The organism is Pseudoduganella sp. SL102, assembly GCF_027856995.1.
GTDB classification, from domain to species: Bacteria; Pseudomonadota; Gammaproteobacteria; order Burkholderiales; family Burkholderiaceae_D; genus Rugamonas; species Rugamonas albidiflava.
Window position 1 is genome coordinate 1,948,893 of the sequence record NZ_CP115554.1, and the last position, 25,655, is coordinate 1,974,547.

Sequence of the window (25,655 nt, forward strand, 5' to 3'; positions counted from 1 at the left end):
ACTTCCAAACACCTATCGAAAGGAAACACCATGAACACCCATCTGCCCCTGCAAGGCCGCGTCGCACTCGTCACCGGTGGTTCGCGAGGTATCGGTGCCGCGATCGTGCGCCGCCTGGCACGCGACGGTGCCGACGTCGCCTTCAGCTATGCCGCCTCGGAACAGCGCGCCAATGAGGTCGCTGGCGAAGTCGAGGCACTGGGCCGGCGCGTGCTCGCCATGCGCGCCGACCAGGCCGACCAGGCGGCGGTGGCCGAGCTGGTGAAAACGGTGCATGCGACCTTCGGGCGCCTCGATATCCTGGTCAATTCGGCGGGCGTGTTCGTGACCGGCGCCGTGGACGACAGCACGGTGGATCTCGCCGCGATCGAACGCCAGTTCGACATCAACGTCAAGGGCGTGGCCGCCGCGGTGCGTGCCGCCGCGCCGCTGCTGTCCGAAGGGGGCCGCGTCATCTCGATCGGCACCACGGGGGCGGACCGGATCCCGTTCGGCGGTGCGGCCGACTATGTTGCGTCGAAGGCTGCGGTGGCCGCTTACACGCGCGGCTGGGCGCGCGACCTGGGAGCACGCAACATCACCGTCAACGTGGTGCAGCCGGGGGCGATCGATACGGAAATGAATCCCGCCGATGGCGCCTTCGCCGATACGCTGAAGGGCATGGCCGCGCTGGGCCGCTATGGCCGGCCGGACGAGATTGCCGCCGCGGTGGCGTTCCTGGCGGGGCCGGATGCCGGCTACATCACCGGCGCCACGCTGAACGTCGATGGCGGCCAGTCGGCCTGAACGAGGAGAACGCCATGAACCCGATACAGGTCGCCGAGACGTTCTTCGCCCACTGGAACCACAACCGCATCGACGAAGCGCTGGCGATGCTGGCCGACGATGTCCTCTACGACAACGTGCCGTTGCCGGACATCGCCGGCCGCAAAGGCGTGGCGGATTTCCACCGCGGCTTCGGCATCGGCACGGACTTCCTGCTGGACTGGAAGATCACGCACATCGCCGCGGCGGGCAGCGTGGTGCTGAACGAACGCATCGACATCTTCCGCCACCGGGACGGCGGCGAAATCAGCCTGCCCGTGATGGGCACCATCACTGTCGAGGATGGCCGCATCACCGTGTGGCGCGATTACTTCGACCTGGGCGATTTCGAGCGCCAGCTGGCGGCCATTCGGGGCGGGCAGGGCGGGCAGGATAGCTGAACGCAGGGCAGCCAAGGCAGGCAGCGAAGGCAGTTCAGCTGAGGGGAGGCGGGGTAAGCAACGGGGGCAGGGCGTGCCGGTATCGACAGCCAAGCCCTCGCTTCGTGAAACGGTCGCTCAGGGCGCCGAAATCAGCTTCGCGTGCTTCATCACTTCCGGCGACAGCTCGGTGGTCGACACGATCGTCAGCGGTGCCGCACCCGCCACCTTTTCCTGCGAGGCATCCAGGGTCGCGGTGACCGATTCGGGGAACGAGTACATGGCGCCGGTGGCCGGATCCACCCCCACCATGCCGATCAGGCCGCCGAACACGATGTTGGCGATATACCAGCCGTTCACATTGCTGTTGAGGGTGAGTTCGCGATCGCTGAAGCCTTCTTTCGTGACCACCACCTTGTACGATTCCGACTTGAAGTAGCCGGCGCCCCGCTTGAGCGTCAGGGTGACAGGCGTCAGGCCGCTATGGATCTTTTCGCCGGCGCGGTTGGTGACCGACACGCTGGCGCCTTCCGGCACGCTGCGGATGCTGATCGGCTGGGTGCTGCCATTCATGATGCTGGCACAGCCGGAAAGCGTGACAGCCAGCAGGCCGGCGATGAGGAGGTGGCGCATGGGTGGTTCCTTTCAGTTTTTTATTGCGGGAATGGTAAGGGGCAGCCGAATCACAGAGCAATGAAAATATTCTATAAATAAATATTTGTTGTTGATTGGCATCAACCTGCTTGAGTTGACCCTGCGTGCCGCGTGGGCACGCCGCAGAAAGCCCGGCACCGCGAGGAGCGGTTTCTTCAAGGCCACGCATGTGCAGCAAAAAAATCCCGTCGAATCTTCTTGCCTCGGCGGCGGAAAATTCCGCGCCGTTCGTCAAAGGACTGAGACCACACAGCGAGCTTGCAATGGATACAGGAATTGCCGAACGGGGATTGACCGACAATGAGCGCCTGATGGGCCCTGGATGGCCTGCTCCGATCTCCATACGCCCACGTCCCTTGGCTGGACGGGAAGTTCCGCCCATGCCGGTGCCGCCGGCGTCCGGGCTGCCCCCGCTGGCCCGCGCCATCGCGGCGCTGGCACCGTTCGGCCAGGATGCGCGCCGCCGTGAACGCTTCCTGGCGGCCCGCGAGCAGGGCTGCTGCCATCAGTGTCACGCGCCGTTGCAGAACCTGCTGAACGATTGTCCGTGCCCGCACTGGTTCATCACGTCGGCCAGCACCGTCGAGCGCATCGCGCCGGTGCTGCGCATGTATGCGCTATCCGACGTGCTGCACTTCCTGCTGCTGCACGTGGAAGCCGGCAATGCCGGTCGCGCGCCGACGAGCAGCCAGCTTGCCGCCCTGGCCCGGCGCGACGGCTACGAGCTCAAGGTGCGCCTCGGCAGGAAGCAGTGGAGTTTCCGTACTACGCAGGCCGGCGAGGATGGCGGCCGGCTCGTGGTGGAACTGTTCAATCCGCGCACGGGCAAGCACTGCGCGATCGACCTGCCGGCCAGCGGCGTGGATCTCGATGTGATGGACGCGGTCACGCAGGCCATCGGCGGCGGGTAAGGCGGCGTGAAGGCGGCTTTATAAACGTTGCCTGGAAAATGGGGTCCGTCCCCATTTTTGAGGCAACTCTTGCATGCGGGTCATGGGTCCAGCGTGAGCCCCATCAGCCCAATGACGACGTCGTTGGCGAGGGCGCGCACGGTCACGCTGTGCAGCGTCTTCGAGCGGTCCAGCGGGACCGGCAGCACCGTGGCGGCGCCGCCGTCGATGGTTTCGCGGCCGGCCCCCTTGAAGGTGGCCGGATCGGGCACGGATATCCTGGCTGTCTTCAGGTCGACGCGCACGGGCAGCGTGCTACACAGCCGGAACTGGTAATCGTCCAGGAAGTAATCGCGCTCGATGGGCCACCAGTTGTCCGGGTTGCGCAGCGGCGTGCGGGTGATGGTGCCGTCCGTGTACCGGACCGCGATCTCGCCGTTGTCGACGCGGCTCTGCATGTGGTTCGTCGAGCCGGCCATCAGCAGGAAGGCGCGCGAACCCTGGCCCGCCAGCGGCACGGTGATCTCGCGCGGGTAGTTGCGCCACTGTGAAACGAAGGCCACGTTGGCGCCGGTGGGCGGTGTCGCGAATGTCAGCCCGTTCGGCAGGCGCAAGGTGCCGCCGAGGGCGCGCAGGCCGGCGTCGTCCAGCTTCGGCAAGTCGTTCACGTGGCCAGCCCAGGCGCCGGTGCCTTGCGCGGGCAGGGCCAGCGTCACGTGCGGCGAGCGGGGCGACAGGTACTTGAACGGCTTGAACAGTTCCGTGACGCTGTCGTTGAAGGTACCAGCCAGGGGCACGTGCCGCGGCTGCACCGGCGCGCCGGATGTCCAGCCAGGGCCGGCCAGCGTGCAGGCCGCCGATGTCGCAGCGGTAGCGGTTGTCGCAGATGCCGAAGATGCCGCAGGCGCGGGCACGGCAGTCCACCAAAGGAAATCGCCCTGGCGCACCTGGCGGAAGCCATCGCGCGGCACGGTGCCCGCCGAGGTGGCGCGGACGGCATCGATCGGGTCGCCGCGCCAGGCGATTTCGATGGTCGCCTGCGCGGCCAGCGGCACCTCGACCAGCAGACGGGGCGCGCCCACCGCATCGGCCTCGGCCTGCCAGCGGGCCGGCTGGCCGTTCACTGATACGCTGGCCACGTTGGCGGTGCGCGCCGGTGCCTGCAGCGCCAGTTGCCGGAAGCGCGGCGCCGTTCCGCTGGCCGGCTGGCTGACTTGCCATGTCTCCCGGTTGCCGTCGCGCTGGTAGGCGATGCCCACATCCGGGTGCTCGAGCCGCGCGTGGTGCCAGTCGCGCGGCAAGCCGGGGCGCACCGCCAGCACGCCGGCCAGCGCATCGGGCCGCACGCCGAACAGGCCTTCGACCAGCGCGCGCGACATGACGCCCGAGCCATCGGCGAAGTCGCGCTGCGATTCGCGGCGGTACACGTCCAGGTAATTCATGCTGCCGATGTTGCCGGGGCTGATGCCCATGTACAGGCTGGCCAGCAGCGCGCCCTTGGCGAGGGCGAAGGCGCTTTCGGCGCGGTCCGCCTGCCAGTAGGCCAGCGCCGTGTGCAGGTTTTCCGACATCACCACGTTGTTGATCGACCAGGTGTACGGCATCCAGTCGCTGGTCGGCAGCACGGCATACGGGCGGTCCGCCGGCACGCCGGGGCCGCGCACGGGCAGCGGGCGCAGGTGGCGATCCAGGTCCGCCGCCATGCGCGCCGCCTCGAGCCGCGTCGGCACCTGCGAATCGAGCGTGTGATAGAACGACCAGAGCGCATAGCTGGGATGCAGCAGCTTCTCGCCCAGGCTGTCGCGGTACTCGGCGAACGCGCCGCGCCCCGGCATCCATAACTGCTCGCGCATGCCGCGCCCGATCGCCGCCGCTTCCGCTTCATAAGGCGCGGCATCCTTGCCGATCAGCCGGGCGATGCGCGCGGCCATCGCGTTGTGCCAGGCGTTGTAGGCGGAGGTGTGGGTGACGCCGCCACCGTTGTAGTACAGGTCGTCGCTGGCCCAGATCGCGGCGTAGGCATCGTACAGCGGCAGCTTCGACGGACCGAACTCGCGGCGGAACAGCCGGCGCTCCCAGGCCAGGTGCCGTTCCAGCACGGGCCACGCGGCGCGCGCGTAATCCAGGTCGCCGGTCCACAGCAAGTGGCGCAGCAGCGCATCGACGAAGCCGATGTTCATGTCGTAGTGCGACTGCGTGAGGTTGCCGTTCGAATGCATGCCTGCCCGGTTGCGGGCCAGGTTGGTGGCCTGCTCGGGCGGCGGCACGCTGGCGGGAACCGGCGCCGTGTTCTGCTGCGCGGTCCAGCCATCGGCGTTGCGGCGGAAGCGGTCGTGCCAGCCCAGCGCATCGAGCGCATACGGCCCGCGCCAGCCCAGCAGCCTGCTGCGCCACGCCACGGCGCCGTGCATGATGGCTTGCTGGCTGTCGTCCCATACCGCATCGGCGGCCACGTTCAGCGCACCCATGGCCGCGTTCAGGTAGGGGTCCGGCGTGTCGATGCGCACCTGGTTGCGCACGCGGGCGAAGTGGCGCGTGGCGTCGGCGAAGCGCTGCGCCAGTTCGGCGGGCGTGAAGCGGGGCAGCGGCGCGCGCGGCCCATTCCGGTCATCGGCCGCACCGACTTCGCGGTACACCTGGGGCTCCTTCGGCTGTTCGCGTGAGACGACCTGCAGTGCCAGGTGCACCGGCTGCGCAGCCAGCGGCACGCTGCCGACGGCCACGTTTTCGTCCGCCGCTTCAGGCGATGCGAGCAGGGCTGGCAGGACATTCCAATGGCTGGCGGCAGCCGTGCGCACCCGCACGGGCACGCTGGCGGTGGCGCTGATCGTGGCCTTCGGCGTGCTGACTGTAAAACCTTGCGCCGAGACGTCGAAGCGGACGCCGCGCGCGAAAGCCGGCGTGAACTGGAAGAATTCGCCGATGGGCACGCGCTCGGTGCCGATGTCGCCATCGCGCCGGCCGCGCTGGCCATTGCCGGGGCCGAACGCGAACACCAGTTCCGCGCCCGCCGGCAGGCTTTCGCCACGCACTTCGACGGCCAGGCCTTCGGTGGCGGCGTAGGCCACGGCCGCCACCTTCAGGCGTCCGGTCGGGCCAAGCACTTCATCGGCGATCTCGTAATGCAGCTCGCCAGGGCGGTAGCGCGCCTGCACGCGGCGCGCTTCGTGCAGCCACAGCGTGCCCGCGGCCGTGCGCAATCCCAGCCGCAGGTTGCCGCCGCGGCCCGGCAGGTACAGTGAAAATTCCGGCCGGTCGCCGCCATCCACGCGGAACGCGGTATTGCCGCCATAGAGGGGACGGTTGAAGAATTCGCGGCCGTCGTCGATGACGAAATCGGCGCCTTCGGGGCGGTAGCGCAGCGGGCGATCGAGCTGCCCCTCCAGGTTGGGCGCGAGGGCCGGGGCTTCCGGCTTGTAGGGTTCCGCCGCCTGCGCGGGGCTGCTGGCCGCAGCGATGCCCGCGAGCAGGCACGCCAGGGCGACTGCAGTGCGTATGCACGTCGGTATGCACATCGGTATGCTCATCGGCGAACGGTAGCGGAAAAACGTTTTGTGGTGGCCGGCGCGGCCGCAATACTCACCGGGTTGATCGGACCCGCCGCGCCTTCCCGAGGCCTAGAACGGCTGCGGCAGTTCCAGCGACAGCCGCGCGGTGCCGACCGGTATGCCGTCCCCGGTGGCGCGCACTTCGAATACGCACTCGTGGAATGTCAGCCACGCCGGGATCGGGAAGATGTGGTCGACCGTGTAGGGGCCATCGGCGTGGCCGGGCGGCGGCGCGACCGCCGCATCCTCGTAGGTGATCCAGTCGATCTCCATGCCGTGCGCCCACAGCGACAGCGCCAGCTTGCGCAGCGGCGTCGCCACGCCGGTCTTCAAGCCGCTTTCCTGGCCCGCTGCTCCATGCACTTCCACGCTGGCCCAGATGCACAGTTCGGCGATGGCGCCGGGCGCCGCCAGCAGGATCCGGTCGTGCGCGCCGCCGATGAAATGCAGCGACTGCGTGCCGGCATTGTCCACGCCGTCGACGAAGGCGCAGGCCAGGCGGCGTGCCGGCATCAGATATTCTCGCTTTTCTTCAGCACCACGCGGCCGATCAGCAGGCACGTCACGCCGTCGCACAGCTTGCGGGGAAAGCGCCGCTGGTCGGGATTGTCGGAGGTGAGCCACCAGTGGCCGGCATCGCGGGTGAGGCGCTTGACCACGGCCTCGCCTTCATAGTTGACGGCGAAGACCTGGCCATCGGCGGGTGTCTTGTCAGCCGTGTTCACCACCACCAGGTCGCCCTTGTACAGGCGCGGTTCCATGCTCTCGCCGGTGACTTCCAGGGCCAGCAGGTCTTCCCACTTGTAGCGGTTGCGCGCGATCCAGTCGGTCTCCACGCCGAACGAGCCGCCGGCTTCCTCGTCCGGCTCCACCGCGAAACCGACGATGCCCGCGGAAAGGCGCAGCCGCACGCGGCGGATCTGCACGATGCCGGGACTGTGCGCATCGATCGCGCGCACGCGCAGGAAGGCCGGCGGCGCCGACGCTTCCTCGCCGGGGGCGATCGCGCCGAGGTCGAAGAACATGGCCGGCAGAGACAGGTCGCCTTCCAGCTTGCGGGCGATCTTTTCGCTGAACGCGCGCCCTTCCCGGTAGGTGGCGGACAGGATCTGCGACAGGCGCGCTTCGCTCCAGCCACAGGCCTCGGCCAATGCCTTGCGCGTGCCCGAATAGTGTTCGCGGATCAGGGAGGTGAGCCGCTCTCGTCGATGTTGATAGATGTTCATGAAAATACCGTGCAACGGGGGTGGTTTCGATAGATTAGCAAACGCTTGACTCCGACTATAGCAATTGCTAAAGTCGGTTGCAAGCGGCCTGATGTTTTATTGCGTTCACTCAAGCAAATAAATGGCAGTGCCAGGACGCGAACCACACCAGGAGACAAGGCATCATGACCATCGAAATCGGCGCGGCCGGCAGCGCGCTTCTCACCATCTTTGCGGCGCCGTTGCTGGCCGGCGCCATTGCGTGTGCACTCACATTCCTGTTCATGTGGCCCCGCACGCGTCGCGAAGGGTGGGTGCGCTTCATCTGCGCGATCGCCATGGCCGGCATCGCCGGGCCTTTCCTGCTGGCCGCGCTGCATTCGTGGTGGCCCACGCTGTTCGTGTCGGCCGGTTCGGTGATGGCGCTGTGCGGCATCGATGCCTCCCTGGGCGTGGCCATCGTGGCCGTGCCGATGCTGGTGGTGGCGGCGTTGCCCGCATGGTGGCTGCTGGGCGGCGTGGTGCGCTGGCTCGACCGGCGCCGCGACCAGGATATCGCCGAGATCGCCCGCGCCGCGGCGCAGGCGGTGAAGGACGTGAGGAATTCGCTGTGAGCGGGCGGGGCGCGATGTCAGCGTGCCAGCACCTGCGTCCAGTACAGGGTGCCGCGCACCGGGTTGACGGCATAGCCGACGCCCATTTCCACGAACGCCGCGTTCATGATGTTGGCGCAGTGGCCAGGGCTGTCCAGCCAGCCCTGCACGGCTTCCTGCGCGGTGCGCTGGCCGGAGGCGATGTTCTCGCCGATGGTGCGCCACTTGTAGCCGGCGCGCAGCGCCCGGTCGCCGACCACGCTGCCATTCTTTTGCTGGTGGCTGAAATAGCGCACCTGCGCCATGTACCGGCTGTGCGACAGGGCCGCCGCATCGAGCGCGGGATTCAGGCGCAGCGGCGGCGCGGCGGCGAACTGGCGGTCGCCGCACTGGCGCGGCGCGGCGCGCGCGGCATTCACCGCGGCCAGCGTCTCCTCGCCGATGCCTTCCGGCGCCGGCAGCTCGCGCCGCTCCGGGCGGGCCAGCACCACGTGCCAGCCATCGGCCACGCGGATCGTGCCGATCGCGGTGACGTCGGTGCCCAGCAGGCGCGAGCAGTACTTCTCGCGCAGCGTTTCCATCGCTTCGCCCGCATCCGCGGCGCCGGAGATGAACACGGCTTCGGCATGTTCGACAGGGTAGCCGGCGCGTTCCAGCGCCGGTTCGAGGAACGTGCCGGAAACGATGCGGATTTGCGACAGCGCCGCTTCCACGGCAAGCGGCGGCACGGAGGCGGCCGGCGTGCCGGCGCAGCTGCCCGGCGCGGCGCGGTAGGCGTTGATCAGGGCGGCCAGGTTCGGCGCGTGGGGTGCCTGCGCGGGCAGGGCAAGGGCGGAAACGGGCAGCAGCGCCGCAGGCACGAGCGCCACTGGAAGCAGGGCCGCGCGTCGTGCAATATTGCTGAAAGATGAATTGGACATCGGTGGTATTGCCGGGTAAAGAGCGATCTTGCCGCAAATTGGGCCATCGGGCAATACAGCAATGGTTCAATGTCACGGGGCCGATGCACGGTTTCAATGTGGGGGGCCGTGCGCGCGGCGATGCTGGAACGCGACGGGAGGGCGTGCCGCCGAACCGCCAGGGATCGTCCGGATTCGCCGCCAATGGTAAGCTGGCGGGCTACGCCATCCAGCCTGCCGATCTTGTCTTCCCCATCCCTCCAGCCGAGTCCCGAAGCACGCACTGTCCACGTGTCGCTCGAACCGCACATCGCCTATACCGCCGCGAACTCGCCCTGGGGCGTGCGCGCGTGGCGCTGGCACATCCTGGCCGATGGCGTGCGTGCCGGTTCGATCAGCCTGCGCGACGGGCACTCGCACGTCTTCACGCACCTGCTCGGCCATGTCGGCTTCGCTGTCGAGGCGGCGTTCCGCGGGCAGGGCGTGGCCGGGCAGGCGGTGCTGGCGCTGCTGCCCGAGATAACCAGGCTGGGGCTCGCCACCGCGTGGATCACCACCACGCCGGACAATGTCGCCTGCCAGCGCGCGCTGGAGCGGATCGGCTGCACGCTGGTCGAGGAGGTGGCGATTCCGCCCTGGTATGCCACGTACGGAAAAGGCGAGCGCACCAAGCTGCGCTACCGGCTGGCCGTGGACGGCGAACGATTACCTGGCACGTAATTGGCGCGATGCGGCGCCGGCGCGACACTGGCTTCACTGCTTCATCGTCAACCACCGCCAAGGAGATCGCCATGCAAACCGTCCAGCCATCCAGCCTGCTCAAATCCATCCTGCTGATCGATGCCGCCGCCAGCGGCGCAATGGCCGCCGGCCACCTGCTGTGGCCCGGCATGCTGGGCACCACGCTGGCCCTGCCCGAGGCGCTGCTGTCCGGCACCGGCCTGTTCCTGGCAGGCTATGTGCTGCTGCTGGTCGGACTGGCGCGCAGCCGGGCCGTGTGGCGGGCGCTGGTGTTGTTCGTGATTGCCGGGAACGTGGGGTGGGCGGTGCTGAGCGTGGCACTGCTGGCCGGCGGCGTGCTGGTGCCTACGGGACTGGGAGCCACCTATGTGCTGGCCCAGGCGGCTGGCGTGCTGGGGTTCGCGGCGCTGCAGTACCGCGGGCTGGGCCGGTCGGCGCCCGTTGCAGGCCGCGGTGCCGTGCTGGCGTAGCCTGGCTGGCGTGAACATGGCCGGATGGATCCGGCTCCGGATGAAAAATGGCCCGCGGATGCGGGCCATTTTTCCTTGCGGCGTGAATCAGATTCTTCTACTGCTTATTTCTTCACCGAGTTGTCGTCCGCATTGCTCGGGGTGGTGGGCGACGTGCCCGGCGTTGCGGTCGGCGACGTGGTGCCGGACTGGTTCCATTGGCCCGAGCTCGTCGAACCGGAAGCGCTGGAACCGGAGGTGCTCGAGCCCGACGTAGCGGAACCCGCGGTGCCCGAATCCATCGAGCTGCTGCCCGAGGTGGTCGAACCGGTTGCCGAGCTGTCGCTCGCGCCGCTGGAATTCGTGGTGTCGGTGGTGCTGCAAGCGGCCAGGCCGAAGCACAGGGCGGCTGCGAAGATAGCTTTGGTCATGGTCATGATCAGTTCCTTTTCCAGAGAGTTGATGGTTGACTCGAGCGTTAATGCTAGCATTGGATGCAACAAGACCGCGTTCCATTACCCCTCGAAAAGTCATGTTTCCGCGAGGGGAACCGTTGGTTTCAATCGTGCGTGGATTGACAGGACGTTATGCCCATGTCAGCATATATTTCCGCACATCAACCTCGATGACAACCTTGCTGGTCGCTCGACGGTGGATGCTGGCCTGCAATCCCGTTACCTGGAGTTTCGATGACCGCACTTGCCTTCGACCAGCCCGACCTTGGCGCGCGCCTTGCGTCACTCGGCGATGAACAGCTCGACGATGCCGCCTTCGGCATCATCGGTTTCGATGACGCCACCGTGGTGCGCCGCTACAACCGCTTCGAATCCCAGGCCGCCGGCCTGGCGCCGCACAGCGTGCTGGGCCAGCCGCTGTTCACCAGCGTGGCGCCGTGCATGAACAACTTCATGGTGGCGCAGCGGTTCGAGGATGCGCAGGCCGACGGCACGGCGCTGGACGCGACGATTCCCTATGTGCTGACGTTGCGGATGCGGCCCGCCAAGGTGCTCCTGCGCCTGCTGGCGGAACCCGGCGCGGCGACGCGCTACGTGCTGGTGCAGCGTCAGCCGTGAATACCCCGGCGGCAGGCGGCCCGGGCGCCGGTGCGGACGTGGACCTGGCAGCCGAACACGAGGCGCTGATGCAGTTCCTGTACCTCGCTCCCGTCGGCCTGGTGCAGGCCAGGGGCGATGGCGAGATCACGCTGATCAACCCGATCTCGGCGCAGCTGCTGATGCCGCTGTCGCGTGACGGCTGCCTGGACAACCTGTTCACCGCGCTGCAGGACGTGGCGCCGGATGTGCGCGTGCTGTGCGAAGAGTTCACCGCGCCGCGCGGCCGGATCTGCGACGGCATGCATATCCCGCTGCATGGCGGCGGCCGGCGCAACGTTCCGGCCATCCTGTCGCTGTCGATCGTCAAGCTCGATGCGCAGCGCCTGATGGCGGTGCTGCAGGATGTCACGCTGCAGGTGCAGCGCGACCGCCAGCTGCGGCAAAGCGACGCCTGGCTGAATGCGCTGCTGGCCAGTGTCGCCGATTATGCGCTGGTGAGCCTGGACAGCGAAGGCCGCGTCGAACAGTGGAACGGCAGCATCGGCCGGGTGACCGGCCACGGCGAGACGGTGGTTGGCCAGACGTATGCCGTGTTCGAGCCGGACGACACGACCACGCCGGAGCGCGCGCGCGACCTGCTGCGCGAGGCGGACGCCAACGGCTGGAGCCTGGACGAGGGCCTGCGCCTGCGCGCCGACGGCACGCCGTTCTGGGCCAGCGCGATGATCACGCCGCTGCCCGAACGCGACCCCGCCGCGGCCGATACCGATCCAGCCTACTGCCTGGTACTGCGCGACATCACCGACCGGCGCGATGCCAGCGAGAGCTGGCGCCAGGCGGTGTTCGCCGATCACCTGACGGGCGTGGCGAACCGCCGCGGCTTCTACCATGCGGCCGAGCTGGAGCTGGGGCGCGCGACCCGCTCGCCGCGGCCGGTAGCCCTGGCACTGTTCGATCTCGATCACCTCAAGGCGGTCAACGACACCCGCGGCCTGCACGTGGGCGACGCCGTGCTGCGCGCCTTCGCGCAGGCCTTGCGCGACACCTTCCGCGCGGTGGACGTGGTGGCGCGCCTGGGCGGCGAGGAGTTCGCCGTGCTGCTGCCATCGACCAGCGTGCCGCAGGCCTGCGCTGTGGCGCAGCGGTTGCTGGCGGCCGTGGCGGCCCTGACGGTGAAGGTCGACGGCGTGGCGGTGACGTTCACGGCGAGCGCCGGCGTGGCCGCCTGGGATGCGCAACTGGGTGGCATCGACGACCTGCAACAGCGCGCCGGCCGGGCACTGCAAGCCGCCAAGGCGCAAGGCCGCGACCGCGTGGTCTGCTGGAGCACCGACATGATCGGTACCGCCGCATGATGGGGCACGACGACAAGCTCGCCTACGAGGCGCTCCTGCAGTTCCTGTACCGCACGCCGATCGGCATGCTGCAGGCCGATATCGGCGGCGCCGTCGAGATGCTCAATCCGATGGCCGCGCAACTCCTGATGCCGCTGGTCCCGCACGGCGCGCTCGACGACCTGTATGCGATCTTCGCTACCGCCGCGCCGGACCTGCGCGCCGCGGTGGAGCGCTGCGATACGCCGTCCGGCGTGGTGGTGGAAGGCTTGCGGATCGATGCGCCGGACGGGCGCGACGGGCCGCTGGTGCTGTCGCTGTCGGTGATGAAGCTCGACCGGCACCGGCTGATGGCGGCGGTCAACGACATCACGCTGGAAACCCGGCGCGAGCAGGAACGGCTGGCCAGCCGGCTGTCGTCGGCGGCGCGCACCGATGCGTTGACGCGCATGCCGAACCGCAGTGCCGTGCACGAGGAGCTGCAGGCGATCCTGGCGCGCGGCAAGGGCAGGGACGGCGCCCATGCCGGCTTCGCGGTGCTGTTCATGAACTGCGACCGCTTCCGCCAGGTGAACGACACGCTGGGCCAGGCGATGGGCGACCGGCTGCTGGTGCTGGTGGCCGAGCGCATCCGCAACGTGCTGCGCCCGCCCAGCGACCGGATCGCGGTGGGTGCACGCGGCGGGCAACTGGCGGCGCGCGTGGGCGGCGACGAATTCGTGGTGGTGCTCGATGGCCTGCGCCGGGTGGAAGATGCCGAGAGCGTGGCCACGCGGATGATCGGCGCGATCGGCCACGCCTACCACCTGCAGGGGCATGACGTGGTCTGCAACGTCAGCGTGGGCATCGCGTGGGGCGAGGGCGACGATCCCGATGCGCTGCTGCGCGACGCCGGCATCGCCATGCTGGAAGCCAAGCGTGCCGGCGGCGCGCGCTTCGTGCGCTTCGCGGCCGAGATGCGCGAGCGGTCGGCGCGCCGCACCGATATCGAAACGGACCTGCGCCACGCGCTGCAGGCCGACCAGCTGTTCGTGGTGTACCAGCCGGTGGTGGCGCTGCGCCCCGATGGCGGCACCGACCACTCGGCCGGCGTCGAGGCGCTGGTGCGCTGGCGCCACCCGGTGCGCGGCATCGTGCCGCCATTCGAATTCATCGGCGTGCCGAGGAATGCGGCTTGATCGGCCCGCTGGGTGACTTCGTGCTGGAGCGTGCCTGCCGCGACTTCGTGCGCTGGCAGCACGAGCTGGGAGACCTGGCCCCGCGGCTGCTGGCGGTGAACCTGTCGCGCGCGCAGCTGGGGCAGCCCGACTGGGCCGGCACCGTGGCGCGGATCCTCGCGGAGACGGGCATGGCAGCGGAGCGGCTGCAGCTCGAGGTGACGGAAAGCCTGGCGGCGCAGGATACCGACGTGCAGCAGCGCCTGCACGAACTGAAGGCGCTCGGCATCACGCTGGCGCTGGACGATTTCGGCACCGGGTACTCGTCGCTGGCCAGCCTGCACCTGCTGCCGGTGGACACGGTGAAGATCGACCGCTCGTTCGTGAGCCAGAGCGAAACCAGCCACCATCACCGCGTGCTGATCGAGGCCACCGTGAAGGTGGCGCAAAGCCTGGGGATGAGCACCGTGGCCGAAGGCATCGAGACGGACGCGCAAGCCACCGTGGTGCGCACGCTGCAATGCGACAAGGGCCAGGGCTACCTGTATGCCCGGCCGCTGCCGAGCGACGACCTGGCGGCCTGGCTCAGGCGGCCCGCCGGCGCCTGAGCAGTGCCATGGCCTGCCGGGCGAATGGCCAGGGCATGCGCGGCAGGCTGGCGGGGTTCCCCGGATCGGCCAGGAAGGCGCCCAGCACTTCCTCGAACAGCCAGGCATCGCCCGCATACTGCTTCTGGCGCATCGCCCCCGGTTCGCCCAGCCAGCGCAGCGCGAACCAGTCGGCCAGCAGGTCGCCTTGCGCTTCCATGTTGAAGTCGGCCAGCCGCCGGCCCGGCGCCAGCCGGTAGCGATAGGACAGCCCGACGCGCAGCGCGCCGCGGCACATCACCGGGTAACCCAGCTGCCATTGCCACACGTGCACCATCTCGTGCATGAACCACAGCAGCCGCCAGGCCGGCGCGCGCGAAAAGTCTTCCTGCCAGTCCTCGGGCCGGAACCAGATGTGGCCATCCGGCGCCATCGCCGTGTGGCGCCATTGCAGGCCGAAAAACCAGCCGCGCGCATGGATGCGCACCCGTGCGTAGTCGACCGCCGCGCCGAACAGCTCGCGGCAGCAGGCGATCTCACCATCGGTCAGCGGGCGGGAGCGGCTATTCTGGCGTTCAAGCATTTGTTGTTGACCTGGGCGGGACAGTCCCGGGTTGGGTTGAGACCAGTTGTGTGGCAATTTCGTGGTTTTACAACCAGCCCGGCAGTAATTCTGGCGACGCTCCAGCGCACAAATGCGGTGCTCCCTCCTCTGGCGCCTTCGTCAAAAATTACTGGAGCATAATGTTGCTCAAATTCGGGGACTGTCCCCGTTTTCAAGCAACAGTTGCCAGGAAGGCGGCCAGTTCGCGGTTGACGTCGGCTGCGTGCGTGATCGGGGCCATGTGGCCGCCGGGCGTTTGCGCGCTGGTGGCGTTGGGCAGGGCGGCGGCCAGCCGGGTAACGACGGCGCGGGTGGAGGCGGGGCCGGCGCGGCCGGACAGCACGAGCGCCGGCACGCCGATCGCGGCCATGTCGTGCAGCGTGGCCGGTTCGCCGAGCAAGGCGGTGAAATCGAGCCGCACCTTGGCCACCTGGGCGGTGAAGCGCTCGCGCACGGGCGCGGGCATCGCATCGAAGGCGCCGGGCCCGTTCCAGTAGTCGATGAAGCTGCGGGTTGCCTGTTCCGGCGTGGCGGCCGCCTCGATCGCGGCGATGACGGCGCCGACTTCGGCGCGGCCAGGCTCGCTGTCGTCGAGCAGGTGGAAGGCGACAGGCTCGAACACGGCCAGCGAGCGGACACGGCCCGGTGCCGTGCGCGCCAGCCGCAATGCCGTGGCGCCGCCATACGAATGGCCGATCAGGTGGAAGGTTTCATGCGGTGCCAGATGCGCGGCCAGCGCGGCCTGGACCGCCTCGACCTCATGCGCGAGGGAGAAGCTGGCCAGCATCGCCGCGTCCGGGAATGGCGCCTTGCCATAGCCCAGCAGGTCGAGGGCGATGAATCGGTAGTCCCGCTCGTGCGCGGACATCAGCGCGGCCCACTGGCTGCGCGAACTCATCGAACTGTGCAGCAGCACGACGGCGGGGCGGGAATCCGGATAAGCGGCGGCGGTGGTCATGGTTCTCTCGCGGTATGGGCAGACCGCGCATTATAGGACCGCCATTGTGAATGGGCACAGTGCCCGGCAGGCGGTCGCCGCCCGCAGCGGGTTGCCCGCCGGCCGCGTGCGGCCACGCCGCGCCGGCGGACGATCAGTTGCGCATCAGCCCTGCTGCTTGCGGCGGCGGGCGATGGCGCCCACCAGGCCCAGGCCGGCCAGCATCATCGCGTAGGTGCCCGGTTCCGGCACGGGGCTGACGGTGATGTTGTCGACGGCCACGTCGAAATCGGTGAAGCCGAATGCGGAGCCCGGCTTGTACGTCGTGAAGGCGATCTCGTCGACACCGGCCAGCACGCTGGCGAACGTGCGGTCTTCCGGCAGGTAGGGAGTGCCGTCGGCCTGTTCGGCGCCGTAGCCGCCCCAGCCCGATGGCAGGCCGATCGCCGACGTATCGTTGATGGTGACGGAGAAGTTCTGCCATCCCTCGACCGAAGCATCGAGCGTGCCGATCGTGTACCAGACGCTGGTGTAAGGCAGGCCAATGTTGGCGTTGTCGTAGTCGCGCAGTTCGAGCACGAGGTCGCGCGTGACGTCAGTACCGAAGAAGCTTACCTGCTGCGCCAGCACGTCGATGCCGAAGGTGACCGACGACGACGCCGTGTAATCGCGCACGAAACCGGCGTTCGTGCTGTTGGCGAAGGTGATGCCGCGGTTGTTGATGATCGTGCGGTAAGCCGGTGAGCCAATGCCCAGCGATGCATCGATACCTGAGCCGCCGACGCCGTCCGCGGATTGCGTTCCTTCCCACCCTTCGGTGCCGGAAGAAAAATTCGTCGTAGCCGCGGCGGCTCCGCCCGCGGCAACCGCCAGGGCCAGTGCCAAGTATGCCTGCTTCATCTTCATGTGCATTCCTTATCGTGGTTGATCGTGCCAAGTGCCGCGGCCGGACTTCCGGCACGGTCGACTTTTGATCGACGCGGCGCAACCCATTCTCGGCATGAGATTGTCACGTGTCAAAGAGGAAACATGGATTATTTGTAACAAAGTGCCCCGCTTATACGGCTCTGTCCACAGGGAAAGAAAAGCAGACGATCAAAGTTTGGTAGCGCTAGCGAGACGTGCCGGGGGTGCACGCTATTGCGCGGCGTTGCGCGACATTTTGCAGCGTTTCGCTCACTTGGCGCGGCGAAGTGGCGCGTGCCGGTGCACGCTCCCGTAGTGACTTTATTCGTGCAAGCCGGGGTGTGTCCCCGGCGCCACGATCAATCCAGGCTGGCCTGGCGCAGCGAGGCGGTCTTGTCTTCCAGCTCCAGCTTCAGCCTGGCAGCCTTCAGCGTGGCCACGTCCACTTTCGGCGGGGTGCTCACGAGCTGTACCTTGGTGCGCTGGCCGTGGTCGATCTCCGCCGCCGGCAGCGTGAAGTACTCCTTCGTCACCTGCGGGCGGTCTTCGCCGACGAGGGGCAGGTCGCTCACTGCACCGGTAGCCGACGAGCTGTCGGCGGGAACCGCTTCGACGATTGCGCAAGGCTTATCGGACAACATCGTGGTGCCGTTCGCATCGATGCACTTGTAGATCTGGTCGTTGGCGACTGCGCCCGAGCCAGCCAGTATGGCCAGGCCGAGCGCGGCGGGAATCATGAAGCGACGCATGGCTCACCTCCTGTAAAAACGATGGAGGAAGTGTGCGCGCCTGCCTCGCGCGGGTCTGTTCGCCAACCCACGATAGGCCGGAGGACCAGTCCTACAGGGACGTGCGGTATTGTCCGGGAGGGCGCTGCAGGCTGGCAACCAGGCCGCGCCGCATATGCCTGCCGGGCTGCCTACATGCGGCCGTGGTCGCGCAGCAGGCGTTCCCAGGCCGGTACCGCGGCGGTCCAGAACGCGGCAATGGTGTCGGCCTCGACGTGCAGGCCAAGGAAGCGGGCCGCGGGCTGCAGGCTGTCCGCCAGCAGCCGCTCGGGCGGCGCGCCATTGTCGAAGGCCGCCGCGCCGGTCTGTTTCGACAGCTTCTCGCCATCGGCGTTGGCAACCACCGGCACATGCAGGTAACGGGGATGCGGCACGCCCAGCAGCTCCTGCAGGTAGAGCTGGCGGGGCGTGGAGTCGATCAGGTCGGCACCGCGGACGATGTCGGTAATGCCCTGCGCGGCATCGTCGACCACGACGGCCAGCTGGTAAGCCCAGAAGCCATCTGCGCGGCGGACCACGAAATCGCCGACTTCGGCGGTGATGTCCTGCTCGATGTGGCCATGCCAGCGGTCGTCGAAGCCGATCACGCGGGCCGGGTGCTGCGGCGTGCGCAGGCGCAGTGCGCGCGGCGCCTTGCCCGGTGCCAGGCCCGCACGGCACGTGCCGGGGTAGACCAGCGTGGCATTGTGGTGCGCGCCGGGCCGGGATTGCTGGTCGGGCTGCTGGACGAGCTGTCGATCCGGTTGCGGGTTCAGCTGTAGATTCGGCTGTAGATTCGGCTGTAGATTCGGCTGTGGATTCAGCTGTAGATTCAGCTGTGAGTCGGCGATCTCCCTGCGCGAGCAGCCGCACGGGTAGACGTGCTGCGCCAGTTGCGCCAGCGCGGCTTCGTACAGGTGTTCGCGGCGCGTCTGCCACGTCACGTCGCCATCCCACGCCATGCCGCAGCGGCGCAGGGAAGCAAGGATGTGCTGGTCGGCGCCGGGCACGTTGCGGTCGCGGTCGAGGTCTTCGATGCGCACCAGCCACTGGCCGTGGTGCACTTTCGCGTCGAGGTAGCTCGCCATGGCCGCGACGAGCGAGCCGAGGTGCAGCGGGCCGGTGGGAGAGGGGGCGAAGCGGCCGATGTATGCGGTCATTGAGTGCGTCATGCGGGCAGTATCGGCGAGCGCGCGGCGGGGCGTCAACGGTGGCACGCCTGCGCGCTGCCGACGCCGCCGGGGTGGCAGGCATGCTTGGTTGCGCTTGCGTGCGCCTGCCTCCCGATACTTGCCCTGCTCGCCCTTACCTGCGCTCGGTACTGAAGACCAGCAGCCCGGCGGCGGGGAACAGCAGGCCGGCCATCAGCACGCCCTGCCAGCCGTGGTGCGCATACATCCAGCCACCCGCCGAGGAGCCGAGCGCGCCGCCCATGAAGAAGATCGCCATGTACAGGCCATTCAGGCGCGAGCGCACGTCGGCACTGAGCGCATACAGCGCCCGCTGGCCGGTGACGAGGCTGGCCGACACCGCGCCGTCCAGCACGATCGCGGCCACCACCAGCAGGCCCAGGTCGAACAGGCGGCCACCGTGCAGCAGCAGCGGCGCGGCAAGCGACAGCGCGGCGGCCACCAGGGCGACGGCCGTCGTCGAGCGGGACTTGCCCTGGTCGGCGCGGCGGCCGGCGATCGGCGACGCCAGGGCGCCCGCCACGCCGACCAGCGCGAAGATCGCAATGCCCGATTGCGACAGGCCGAACGCGGGACTGGCGAGGATCAGCGGCACGGTGGTCCAGAACAGGCTGAAGGCACCGAACATGCAGAACTGGTAAGCGGAGCGGCGGCGCAGGATCGGCGTGGTCTTCAGCAGGAACCACAGCGATGCCAGCAGCGCCAGATAGGTGGTCTTTTGCGGCGCTGCAGTCTGCTGCGGAGTGGTTTGTTGCGAGGTGTTCTGCGCCATCCGGGCCTGCGCCGGGTCGCGCCGCGGCAGGCGGCGCCGGAGCACCAGCGCCAGGCCGGCCGTGACCAGCGCCGAGAGCACGAAGATGGCGTGCCACCCCAGCGCATCGGTGACGAGGCTGGCCACCGGCCGCGCCAGCATGATCCCCAGCATCAGGCCGCTGACGACGGTACCCACCGTCTGCCCGCGCGTTTCCGGCTTCGCCAGGTGCGACGCGAACGGTACGATGACCTGTGCCGCCACCGAGCCGAGACCGATGCAGAACATGGCCGCCAGGAACAGTGCCGCGCTGGTGCTGAAGGCCGCGACGGCCAGCGCGCACGCGGTACCGGCCAGTGCCGTGACGATCAGCCGGCGGTTCTCGACCAGGTCGCCGAGCGGCACGATGAAGATCATGCCCAGGCAATAGCCCATCTGCGTCAGCGTGACGATCAGGCCGGCGGCACCGGGATCGAGGCCCGTCGCCTGGCTGATCGGGCCGACCAGGGGCTGGGCGTAGTACAGGTTCGCAACGATGAGACCGGTGGCAGTCGCCATCAGCCACACCATGGCGGCGGAAATATCTTGTTGTTCTTCTAGGTGCACTGCGATTCCTTATTGCTGAGAAACGTTGGGCGGCAAGCAGAAAGGCATGCCGCCCCAAATACTGGAAATATTGCCAAAAAAAGGGGAAAGTCCCCGATTTTTAGAGATATTTTCAGAAGGTATTATTCAGAAGGTACTGAGCTGGCGCACCGAAGGGAATGACCCTTGCCGTGGTTGAAGCCGCGGAGGGTTCGACCGTTGCCGACCTGCTGAATCCGCGACTTTGTCGCGCAAGAACCGCTCGGGACAGTCCCCTTTTCTGGAAATCTTTCCAGGAAAATGCGGCCCAGCGGCCCGGCAACCCCTTGCGGTACGGGAGACATTTCCAGAAACCGGGGTCAGACCCCGGTTCGGGGAAATATAGCGGGAGGCTAGCCGCGCAGGATGTCGCCCAGGATTTCGTAGGAGCGCAGCCGGGCGCGGTGGTCGTGGATCTGCGAGGTGACCATCAGTTCGTCCGGCCGGGTGCTGGCGATGAAGGCGTCCAGCTGGGCCGCCACGGTGGCGCGCGAGCCGGTGGCGGTGCAGGAGAGCACAGAGTCGAGCATGGCGTTTTCCTGCGGGCCGAGGGTGTCGCGGTAGTTGGCCTGCGGCGGCGGCAGTTTCGACGGACGGCCGGTGCGCAGGTTGACGAAAGCCTGCTGCATCGACGTGGCGAGGAACTGCGCCTCTTCATCGGTATCCGCGGCGAACACGTTATAGCCCAGCATGACGTAGGGCTTGGCCAGTTGCGGCGAGGGCTTGAAGTTGCTGCGGTAGAAGTTCACCGCCTGCATCATCATCTGCGGCGCGAAGTGCGAGGCGAACGCGTAGGGCAGCCCCAGGTGCGCGGCCAGCTGGGCGCCGAACAGGCTCGAACCCAGGATCCACAGCGGTACCTTGGCGCCCTGGCCCGGCACGGCCAGCACGCGCTGGCGGGGCGAGTCGCTCATGTAGTCCTGCAGTTCCAGTACGTCCTGCGGGAACTCCTCGGCATCGGAAGCGAGGTTGCGGCGCAGTGCGCGCGCGGTGTTCTGGTCGGAGCCGGGCGCGCGGCCCAGGCCCAGGTCGATGCGGCCGGGGAACAGCGCTTCGAGGGTGCCGAACTGTTCGGCGATCACCAGGGGCGAGTGGTTGGGCAGCATGATGCCGCCGGCACCGACCCGGATCGTGCTGGTGCCGCCCGCCACGTGGGCGATGACGACGGCGGTCGCGGCGCTGGCGATGCCGGGCATGCCGTGGTGTTCAGCCAGCCAGTAGCGCTGGAAGCCCCAGCGTTCGCCATGCTGTGCCAGGTCCAGCGTGTTGCGAAGCGATTCGCCGGCGTGGCTGCCTTCGGCGATCGGGGAAAGATCGAGGATGGAAAGTGGAATAGTTGGAGTCATCGGATCGTTACGAGGGCGCGCCGACGCTCGGTGGCGCGGCCCTGCCTTTCATGCAAGATGCCGTTTCGGGCCGGGCGGGAGGCACGGCTCAAACGGTGTCGTGCATTGTGGCACGGCTGGCGCGTTCCTGCAGGAGGGCGCGCAGCTGGGTGGGTGCCAGCGGCTTGACGATGTGCCGATGAAAGCCGGCGGCCCGCGAGTCCTGCTGGTCCTTTTCCTGGCCCCAGCCGGTGACGGCCACCAGCATGCAGTCGCGCTGGCGCGGGTCGGCGCGCAGCCGCCGCGCCAGTTCGTAGCCATCCATGCGCGGCATGCCGATGTCGAGGAAGGCGATCTGCGGTTCGAAGGTCTCGGCGCTGCGCAGCGCGGACAGCCCGTCGTAGCAGACGGTAACGGTTTGCCCGGCGGCGATGAGCAGCGTGCGCAGCGTGTTGGCGTGATCGATGTTGTCGTCGGCCACCAGCACGCGCAGCTGCGGCAGGGGCGCCGCGCCGGCATCGTCGACGCAGGCCGGCGCCGCTGTATCGAGCGTGACCGGCAGTTCCAGGGCGAACGTGCTGCCCAGGTCCTTGCCGGGACTGGACGCGGTCAGCGTGCCGCCATGCAGCTCGACCAGGCGGCGCGCCAGCGACAGCCCGATGCCCAGCCCGGCCTGCGCGCGGCCCAGCGAGCGGTCGGCCTGGAAGAAGATGTCGAACACCTGCGGCAGCACGCCCGCGGCGATGCCGATGCCGTTGTCGCTGATCTCGATGCGTACCCGGTCCGGCCCTTGCAGGCGCACGGCGTTCAGGGCGATGCGCCCGCCGTTCGGCGTGTACTTGGCGGCGTTGTTCAGCAGGTTGGACAGCACTTGCGCCAGGCGCGTTGGGTCGCCCTGCAGCGGCACCGGTTCATCCGGCACGTTGACGGACAGCGCATGGCGCCGCTGCGTGATCAGCGGGCCGGCCGTTTCCAGCGAATGCGTGACGACGTCCTGCAGCACGATGGGCTCGGTGCGGATGCCCAGCTTGCCGGTGGTGATGCGCGACACGTCGAGCAGGTCGTCGACCAGGCGCACCATCTGCTGCAGCTGGCGCCCGATGATGTCCAGCACATTGGGCGGGGGCGGCTTGCCGGGGCCGCCAAGGCGCATGATCTCGAGCGCGTTGACGAGCGGTGCCATCGGGTTGCGCAGCTCGTGCGCCAGCGTGGCCAGGAATTCATCCTTGCGCCGGTCGGCGGCTTGCAGCGCTTCCTGGGCGGCGCGGCGTTCGCGCAATTCGTTGTCGGCGCGGCCGCGGGCCTCGTCCAGTGCGGCCGCGGCGCGCACCAGCGAATCGGCCACCTGCTGGGCTTCGGAAAAGTCCACGACGGCGGGCTGCACGTGCTGCCCGGTGCCCAGCGCGGTCGCGGGCCCGATCAGCGCCTGCACGGAATGCGCGATGCGGCCGCCCACCAGCCATGCCATGCCCAGCCCCAGCGCCAGGAGCACCACGGTGGCGATGATCAGCGATTCCAGCGTGCGCATCAGCCCCGCCGCCAGGTTCGCATGGGGGATGCCCAGCGTGACGCTCCAGCCGGACTTGGTGGAACGGCTGTACAGCATGACGACCGGCTTGCCGTCGACGGTGGAGCCTTCGAACGTATCCTCGAGCTGGCGGCGCATGCGTTCGACCAGGTCGGGGGCGGGCAGGGTGCCGCGGTAGCGCTCGATGTCGACGTTACGGGCGACGATGCGCAGGTCGCCATCCAGGATCGACGCGCGCCACGTGGCCGGGATCTGCTGGTCGCGCAGGATCGCGCCGAGCGCCGCCGGCAGCACCTGCGCCGCCAGGACGTAGCGCACCGCGCCGCCGCGCATGACCGGCACGCCGACCGTGATCGTCTGCCCCTTCGCACCATCGATCGTGAGGCCGGTCACGACCGGTTGCGCGGTGCGCATCACGTCGCGCAGCAACCCGGGGTTGACGGCGCCGGCCGATAGCGGCCCCGCGGTGTTCATCAGCTGGCGGCGGCTCGGCGCGTCATACAGCACGATCTCCGTGATCGGCAGGATCGCGTGGACATTGGTGGCTTGCCGGCGGAATTCGGCAAGATCGGTTTCATCGATATCGTCGGACACCGACAGCGCGGACAGCGCGGTGATGACGGTGTCGAAATCGCGGTCCACCACCGATACCATCGAACGCGCCGTGGCCATGGCTTCGCCCAGCAGGCTGGCGCGCTCGACGCGGTAGTGGTCATAGATCAGGAACGCCGACACGATGGCGGCGGGCAGCACGCAACTGAACACCAGCAGCGCCAGCCGGAACCGGATGGTGGGCAAGCGGGGATGAACGTGGGAAGGCAGCTGGCTGGGGCTTGTCTGCACGAAACGTGGAGGTACGTGTACACTCGTTAATAGTTGTGCCAAGTTACCATAAGCTTGCGGCCAGTGACAGCAGGCAATGCGCCTGCGATGACGCCCTGTTGCGCGAGCCACCACGATTCCTCAGGATATGACGATGCTGAAAAAAGCCGCCCTGGCTTCCTTGCTGCCCCTGTTTTTCCAGGCTGCCGCCGCCGCGCCGAGCCCTATCGCCCTTGCAACCGCCGAGCATGCCCGCACCGCCTACCACGGCAAGGTCATCGACACGCTCGAAAAGATGGTTGCTTTCAATACGGTCGTGCAGGAAGGCGTGCCGTGCGAACGCAATGCCCAGCACATCGCCTTCAAGGCTTACCTGCGCGAGGAAGCGGCGCGCCTGGGCTTCGACTTCGACGATGCCGGTTGCGTCGTCGTCATCGGCCTTGGCAAGGGCAGCGAGCGGGTAGGCATCGTCACGCACGGCGACGTGCAGCCGGTCGACCCGTCGAAATGGAAGCGGTCGCCCTTTACGCTGGACCGCACCAGCGAGCCGGGCTTGCTGCTGGGCCGTGGCACCGAGGATGACAAGGGACCGATCGCCACGGCGCTGTATGCGATGAAGGCGATCAGCGACCGCAAGGTGCCGGTGACCAAGCGCATCGAACTGTATGTGTACATGGCCGAGGAATCGGACTGGGGCCCGCTGGAGACTTACCTGAAGACGCACACGCCGCCGCAGGTGAACATCACGCTCGATGCCGAATACCCGGCGGTCACGGCGGAGAAAGGCTGGGGCCTGGTGACGGTGACGATGCCGGCGGAGATGGCCAGGGCACCGGCCGGCCCGGCCCTGGCATCGTTTACCGGGGGCTTCTTCAACAGCCAGATCCCGGAGGATGCGCGCGCCGTGATCGATGGCGCCACGCCGGCACTGGAACAGCGCATTCGCGCCCGCGCCGCCGGGCAGAAGGGCATGCGCTATGCCTTTGCCCGCTCGGGCGGGCAATTGACGGTGACCGCGAAGGGCGTGTCGGCGCATTCGTCGAAGCCGGAAGATGGCGTCAACGCGATCGCCATGCTGGCCGACGCGCTGGCGGTGCAGCCATGGCGAGGCACGACGGCGGGCGCCATGGTCACGTTCGTCAACGACCTGGTCGGCACCGGCCTGTATGGCGAGAAATTCGGCAACGTGGCCTATCGCGACGATTTCATGGGCCCGATGACGGTGGCGCCCGTGATGCTGAAGGCGGATGGCGGCTCGCTGCAGCTGAACCTGAACCTGCGCCGCCCGCGTGGCAAGACCGGCGCCGAACTGGAGCGCGAGTTCCACGCCGCGTTCGATGGCTGGAAGGCTGCCCACGCACCGAAGGCCACGCTGAAGGCGCAGATCGGCGAACCATGGGTGCGTGAAGACGCGCCGCAAGTACCGGTGCTGCTCGACATCTTCGCCCATTACACCGGGGCGCGCGATGCCAGGCCGGTATCGATCGGCGGCGGCACCAATTCGCGCCTGTTCCCCAATGCCGTCAGCTTCGGCCCCGGCATGCCCGGCGCCGTCTATACGGGGCACTCGGAGCATGAATTCATCAGCGAAAAACAGCTGTTGCTGAACTTGCAGATGTACACGGCGGTGCTGGTCGAACTGGCGAAATAAGTGGCGCCGCCCGCGGTGCTCGGTCGATGCCTGGGTATCTGCGGCATTCAAGCGATCATTCTATATAGATGAAGTATCTCGACGGTAATCCGGACGCTGATTCAATTGGCAAGTTTTCCTTATTCAACTAAGCCGCCTGTCGTGTAGTGACAAAATGCCAGTAATCCTGGCGTAATGATTAATATTAACGAAGCAGCCATATCGGCCGGAATGAAACAAATTGTTGTTTCATTCCGGCCGATTTACTTCGCACG

The 25,655-nt window shown here is 67.9% G+C and carries 23 protein-coding genes and 1 pseudogene; 11 read left to right on the plus strand and 13 right to left on the minus strand.

Annotated features, from left to right (window positions below):
• Positions 1-30: 30 nt before the first annotated feature.
• Both OU994_RS08230 and OU994_RS08235 read left to right on the plus strand, forming a co-directional pair.
• A complete protein-coding gene (locus OU994_RS08230) occupies positions 31-786 on the plus strand; it encodes an SDR family NAD(P)-dependent oxidoreductase (RefSeq protein ID WP_281610355.1) in 756 nt (251 codons plus the stop codon).
• A 14-nt stretch (positions 787-800) separates the two neighbouring features.
• Positions 801-1,205, plus strand: a complete 405-nt coding sequence (locus OU994_RS08235) for a limonene-1,2-epoxide hydrolase family protein (RefSeq protein WP_281610356.1) — start codon at positions 801-803, stop codon at positions 1,203-1,205.
• Between the two features lie 117 nt (positions 1,206-1,322).
• Here the strand turns inward: OU994_RS08235 and OU994_RS08240 are convergent, their stop codons facing one another.
• Positions 1,323-1,817, minus strand: coding sequence for a PEGA domain-containing protein (locus OU994_RS08240; RefSeq protein ID WP_131147318.1), 495 nt, complete (start codon positions 1,815-1,817; stop codon positions 1,323-1,325).
• Positions 1,818-2,218: 401 nt separating this feature from the next.
• On the opposite strand from OU994_RS08240, the gene OU994_RS08245 reads away from it, so the two are divergent.
• Positions 2,219-2,749: a hypothetical protein gene (locus tag OU994_RS08245; RefSeq protein WP_281610357.1), complete on the plus strand. Its 531-nt coding sequence runs from the start codon at positions 2,219-2,221 to the stop codon at positions 2,747-2,749.
• An 80-nt stretch (positions 2,750-2,829) separates the two neighbouring features.
• On the opposite strand, the gene OU994_RS08250 is transcribed toward OU994_RS08245, so the two are convergent.
• The 3 genes from OU994_RS08250 to OU994_RS08260 all read right to left on the minus strand — a co-directional run bounded on the left by OU994_RS08250 (position 2,830) and on the right by OU994_RS08260 (position 7,502).
• Complete coding sequence (locus tag OU994_RS08250) at positions 2,830-6,243, minus strand: DUF4450 domain-containing protein (RefSeq protein ID WP_281610358.1); 3,414 nt, start codon at positions 6,241-6,243, stop codon at positions 2,830-2,832.
• Between the two features lie 102 nt (positions 6,244-6,345).
• Positions 6,346-6,789 carry a hypothetical protein gene (locus OU994_RS08255; protein WP_281610359.1) on the minus strand — a complete coding sequence of 148 codons (444 nt, stop codon included), beginning with the start codon at positions 6,787-6,789 and terminating at the stop codon, positions 6,346-6,348.
• Entirely contained in the window at positions 6,789-7,502 is a 714-nt protein-coding gene (locus OU994_RS08260; RefSeq protein ID WP_281610360.1) for a S24 family peptidase, read from the minus strand. The genes OU994_RS08255 and OU994_RS08260 overlap by 1 nt, the downstream gene beginning before the upstream one ends.
• 164 nt (positions 7,503-7,666) lie before the next feature.
• Between OU994_RS08260 and OU994_RS08265 the strand changes: the two genes are divergently transcribed.
• Entirely contained in the window at positions 7,667-8,095 is a 429-nt protein-coding gene (locus OU994_RS08265) for a hypothetical protein (RefSeq protein WP_281610361.1), read from the plus strand.
• A 17-nt stretch (positions 8,096-8,112) separates the two neighbouring features.
• Here the strand turns inward: OU994_RS08265 and OU994_RS08270 are convergent, their stop codons facing one another.
• Positions 8,113-8,994, minus strand: coding sequence for a CAP domain-containing protein (locus OU994_RS08270; protein ID WP_281610362.1), 882 nt, complete (start codon positions 8,992-8,994; stop codon positions 8,113-8,115).
• 222 nt (positions 8,995-9,216) lie between these two features.
• Between OU994_RS08270 and OU994_RS08275 the strand changes: the two genes are divergently transcribed.
• The 6 genes and pseudogenes from OU994_RS08275 (at position 9,217) to OU994_RS08300 (ending at position 14,317) form a co-directional block, all read left to right on the plus strand.
• On the plus strand, positions 9,217-9,693 hold the full coding sequence (locus OU994_RS08275; protein WP_373922568.1) for a GNAT family N-acetyltransferase: 477 nt from the start codon (positions 9,217-9,219) through the stop codon (positions 9,691-9,693).
• 71 nt (positions 9,694-9,764) lie between these two features.
• Positions 9,765-10,184 (plus strand): hypothetical protein, encoded by a 420-nt coding sequence (locus OU994_RS08280; protein ID WP_281610364.1) that lies wholly within the window; start codon positions 9,765-9,767, stop codon positions 10,182-10,184.
• 24 nt (positions 10,185-10,208) lie between these two features.
• Positions 10,209-10,856, plus strand: coding sequence for a hypothetical protein (locus OU994_RS08285; protein ID WP_281610365.1), 648 nt, complete (start codon positions 10,209-10,211; stop codon positions 10,854-10,856).
• Complete coding sequence (locus tag OU994_RS08290; protein WP_281610366.1) at positions 10,853-11,236, plus strand: phosphonate transporter; 384 nt, start codon at positions 10,853-10,855, stop codon at positions 11,234-11,236. The genes OU994_RS08285 and OU994_RS08290 overlap by 4 nt, the downstream gene beginning before the upstream one ends.
• Positions 11,233-12,573 carry a sensor domain-containing diguanylate cyclase gene (locus OU994_RS08295; RefSeq protein ID WP_281610367.1) on the plus strand — a complete coding sequence of 447 codons (1,341 nt, stop codon included), beginning with the start codon at positions 11,233-11,235 and terminating at the stop codon, positions 12,571-12,573. The genes OU994_RS08290 and OU994_RS08295 overlap by 4 nt, the downstream gene beginning before the upstream one ends.
• A 428-nt stretch (positions 12,574-13,001) precedes the next feature.
• A pseudogene (locus OU994_RS08300) lies at positions 13,002-14,317 on the plus strand (putative bifunctional diguanylate cyclase/phosphodiesterase).
• Here the strand turns inward: OU994_RS08300 and OU994_RS08305 are convergent.
• The 8 genes from OU994_RS08305 to OU994_RS08340 form a co-directional block, all read right to left on the minus strand.
• The gene (locus OU994_RS08305; protein ID WP_281610368.1) at positions 14,295-14,879 is read right to left on the minus strand and encodes a Rhs element Vgr protein; all 585 of its coding nucleotides are present in this window, start codon (positions 14,877-14,879) and stop codon (positions 14,295-14,297) included. The pseudogene OU994_RS08300 and the gene OU994_RS08305 overlap by 23 nt on opposite strands.
• A 193-nt stretch (positions 14,880-15,072) precedes the next feature.
• Complete coding sequence (locus OU994_RS08310) at positions 15,073-15,858, minus strand: alpha/beta fold hydrolase (RefSeq protein ID WP_281610369.1); 786 nt, start codon at positions 15,856-15,858, stop codon at positions 15,073-15,075.
• A 144-nt stretch (positions 15,859-16,002) separates the two neighbouring features.
• Positions 16,003-16,743: a PEP-CTERM sorting domain-containing protein gene (locus OU994_RS08315; RefSeq protein WP_281610370.1), complete on the minus strand. Its 741-nt coding sequence runs from the start codon at positions 16,741-16,743 to the stop codon at positions 16,003-16,005.
• 359 nt (positions 16,744-17,102) lie between these two features.
• Complete coding sequence (locus tag OU994_RS08320) at positions 17,103-17,492, minus strand: DUF4124 domain-containing protein (RefSeq protein WP_281610371.1); 390 nt, start codon at positions 17,490-17,492, stop codon at positions 17,103-17,105.
• A 170-nt stretch (positions 17,493-17,662) separates the two neighbouring features.
• Positions 17,663-18,670 (minus strand): tRNA glutamyl-Q(34) synthetase GluQRS, encoded by a 1,008-nt coding sequence (gene gluQRS / locus OU994_RS08325; protein ID WP_281610372.1) that lies wholly within the window; start codon positions 18,668-18,670, stop codon positions 17,663-17,665.
• A gap of 145 nt (positions 18,671-18,815) precedes the next feature.
• Positions 18,816-20,021 (minus strand): MFS transporter, encoded by a 1,206-nt coding sequence (locus tag OU994_RS08330; RefSeq protein ID WP_281611603.1) that lies wholly within the window; start codon positions 20,019-20,021, stop codon positions 18,816-18,818.
• Positions 20,022-20,428: 407 nt separating this feature from the next.
• On the minus strand, positions 20,429-21,421 hold the full coding sequence (locus OU994_RS08335; protein ID WP_281610373.1) for an LLM class flavin-dependent oxidoreductase: 993 nt from the start codon (positions 21,419-21,421) through the stop codon (positions 20,429-20,431).
• 88 nt (positions 21,422-21,509) lie between these two features.
• Positions 21,510-23,726, minus strand: a complete 2,217-nt coding sequence (locus OU994_RS08340) for an ATP-binding protein (RefSeq protein WP_281610374.1) — start codon at positions 23,724-23,726, stop codon at positions 21,510-21,512.
• Positions 23,727-23,904: 178 nt separating this feature from the next.
• Here OU994_RS08340 and OU994_RS08345 point away from each other — a divergent pair, with 178 nt between their 5' ends.
• Entirely contained in the window at positions 23,905-25,401 is a 1,497-nt protein-coding gene (locus OU994_RS08345) for a dipeptidase (protein ID WP_281610375.1), read from the plus strand.
• The last annotated feature ends 254 nt before the right edge of the window (positions 25,402-25,655 follow it).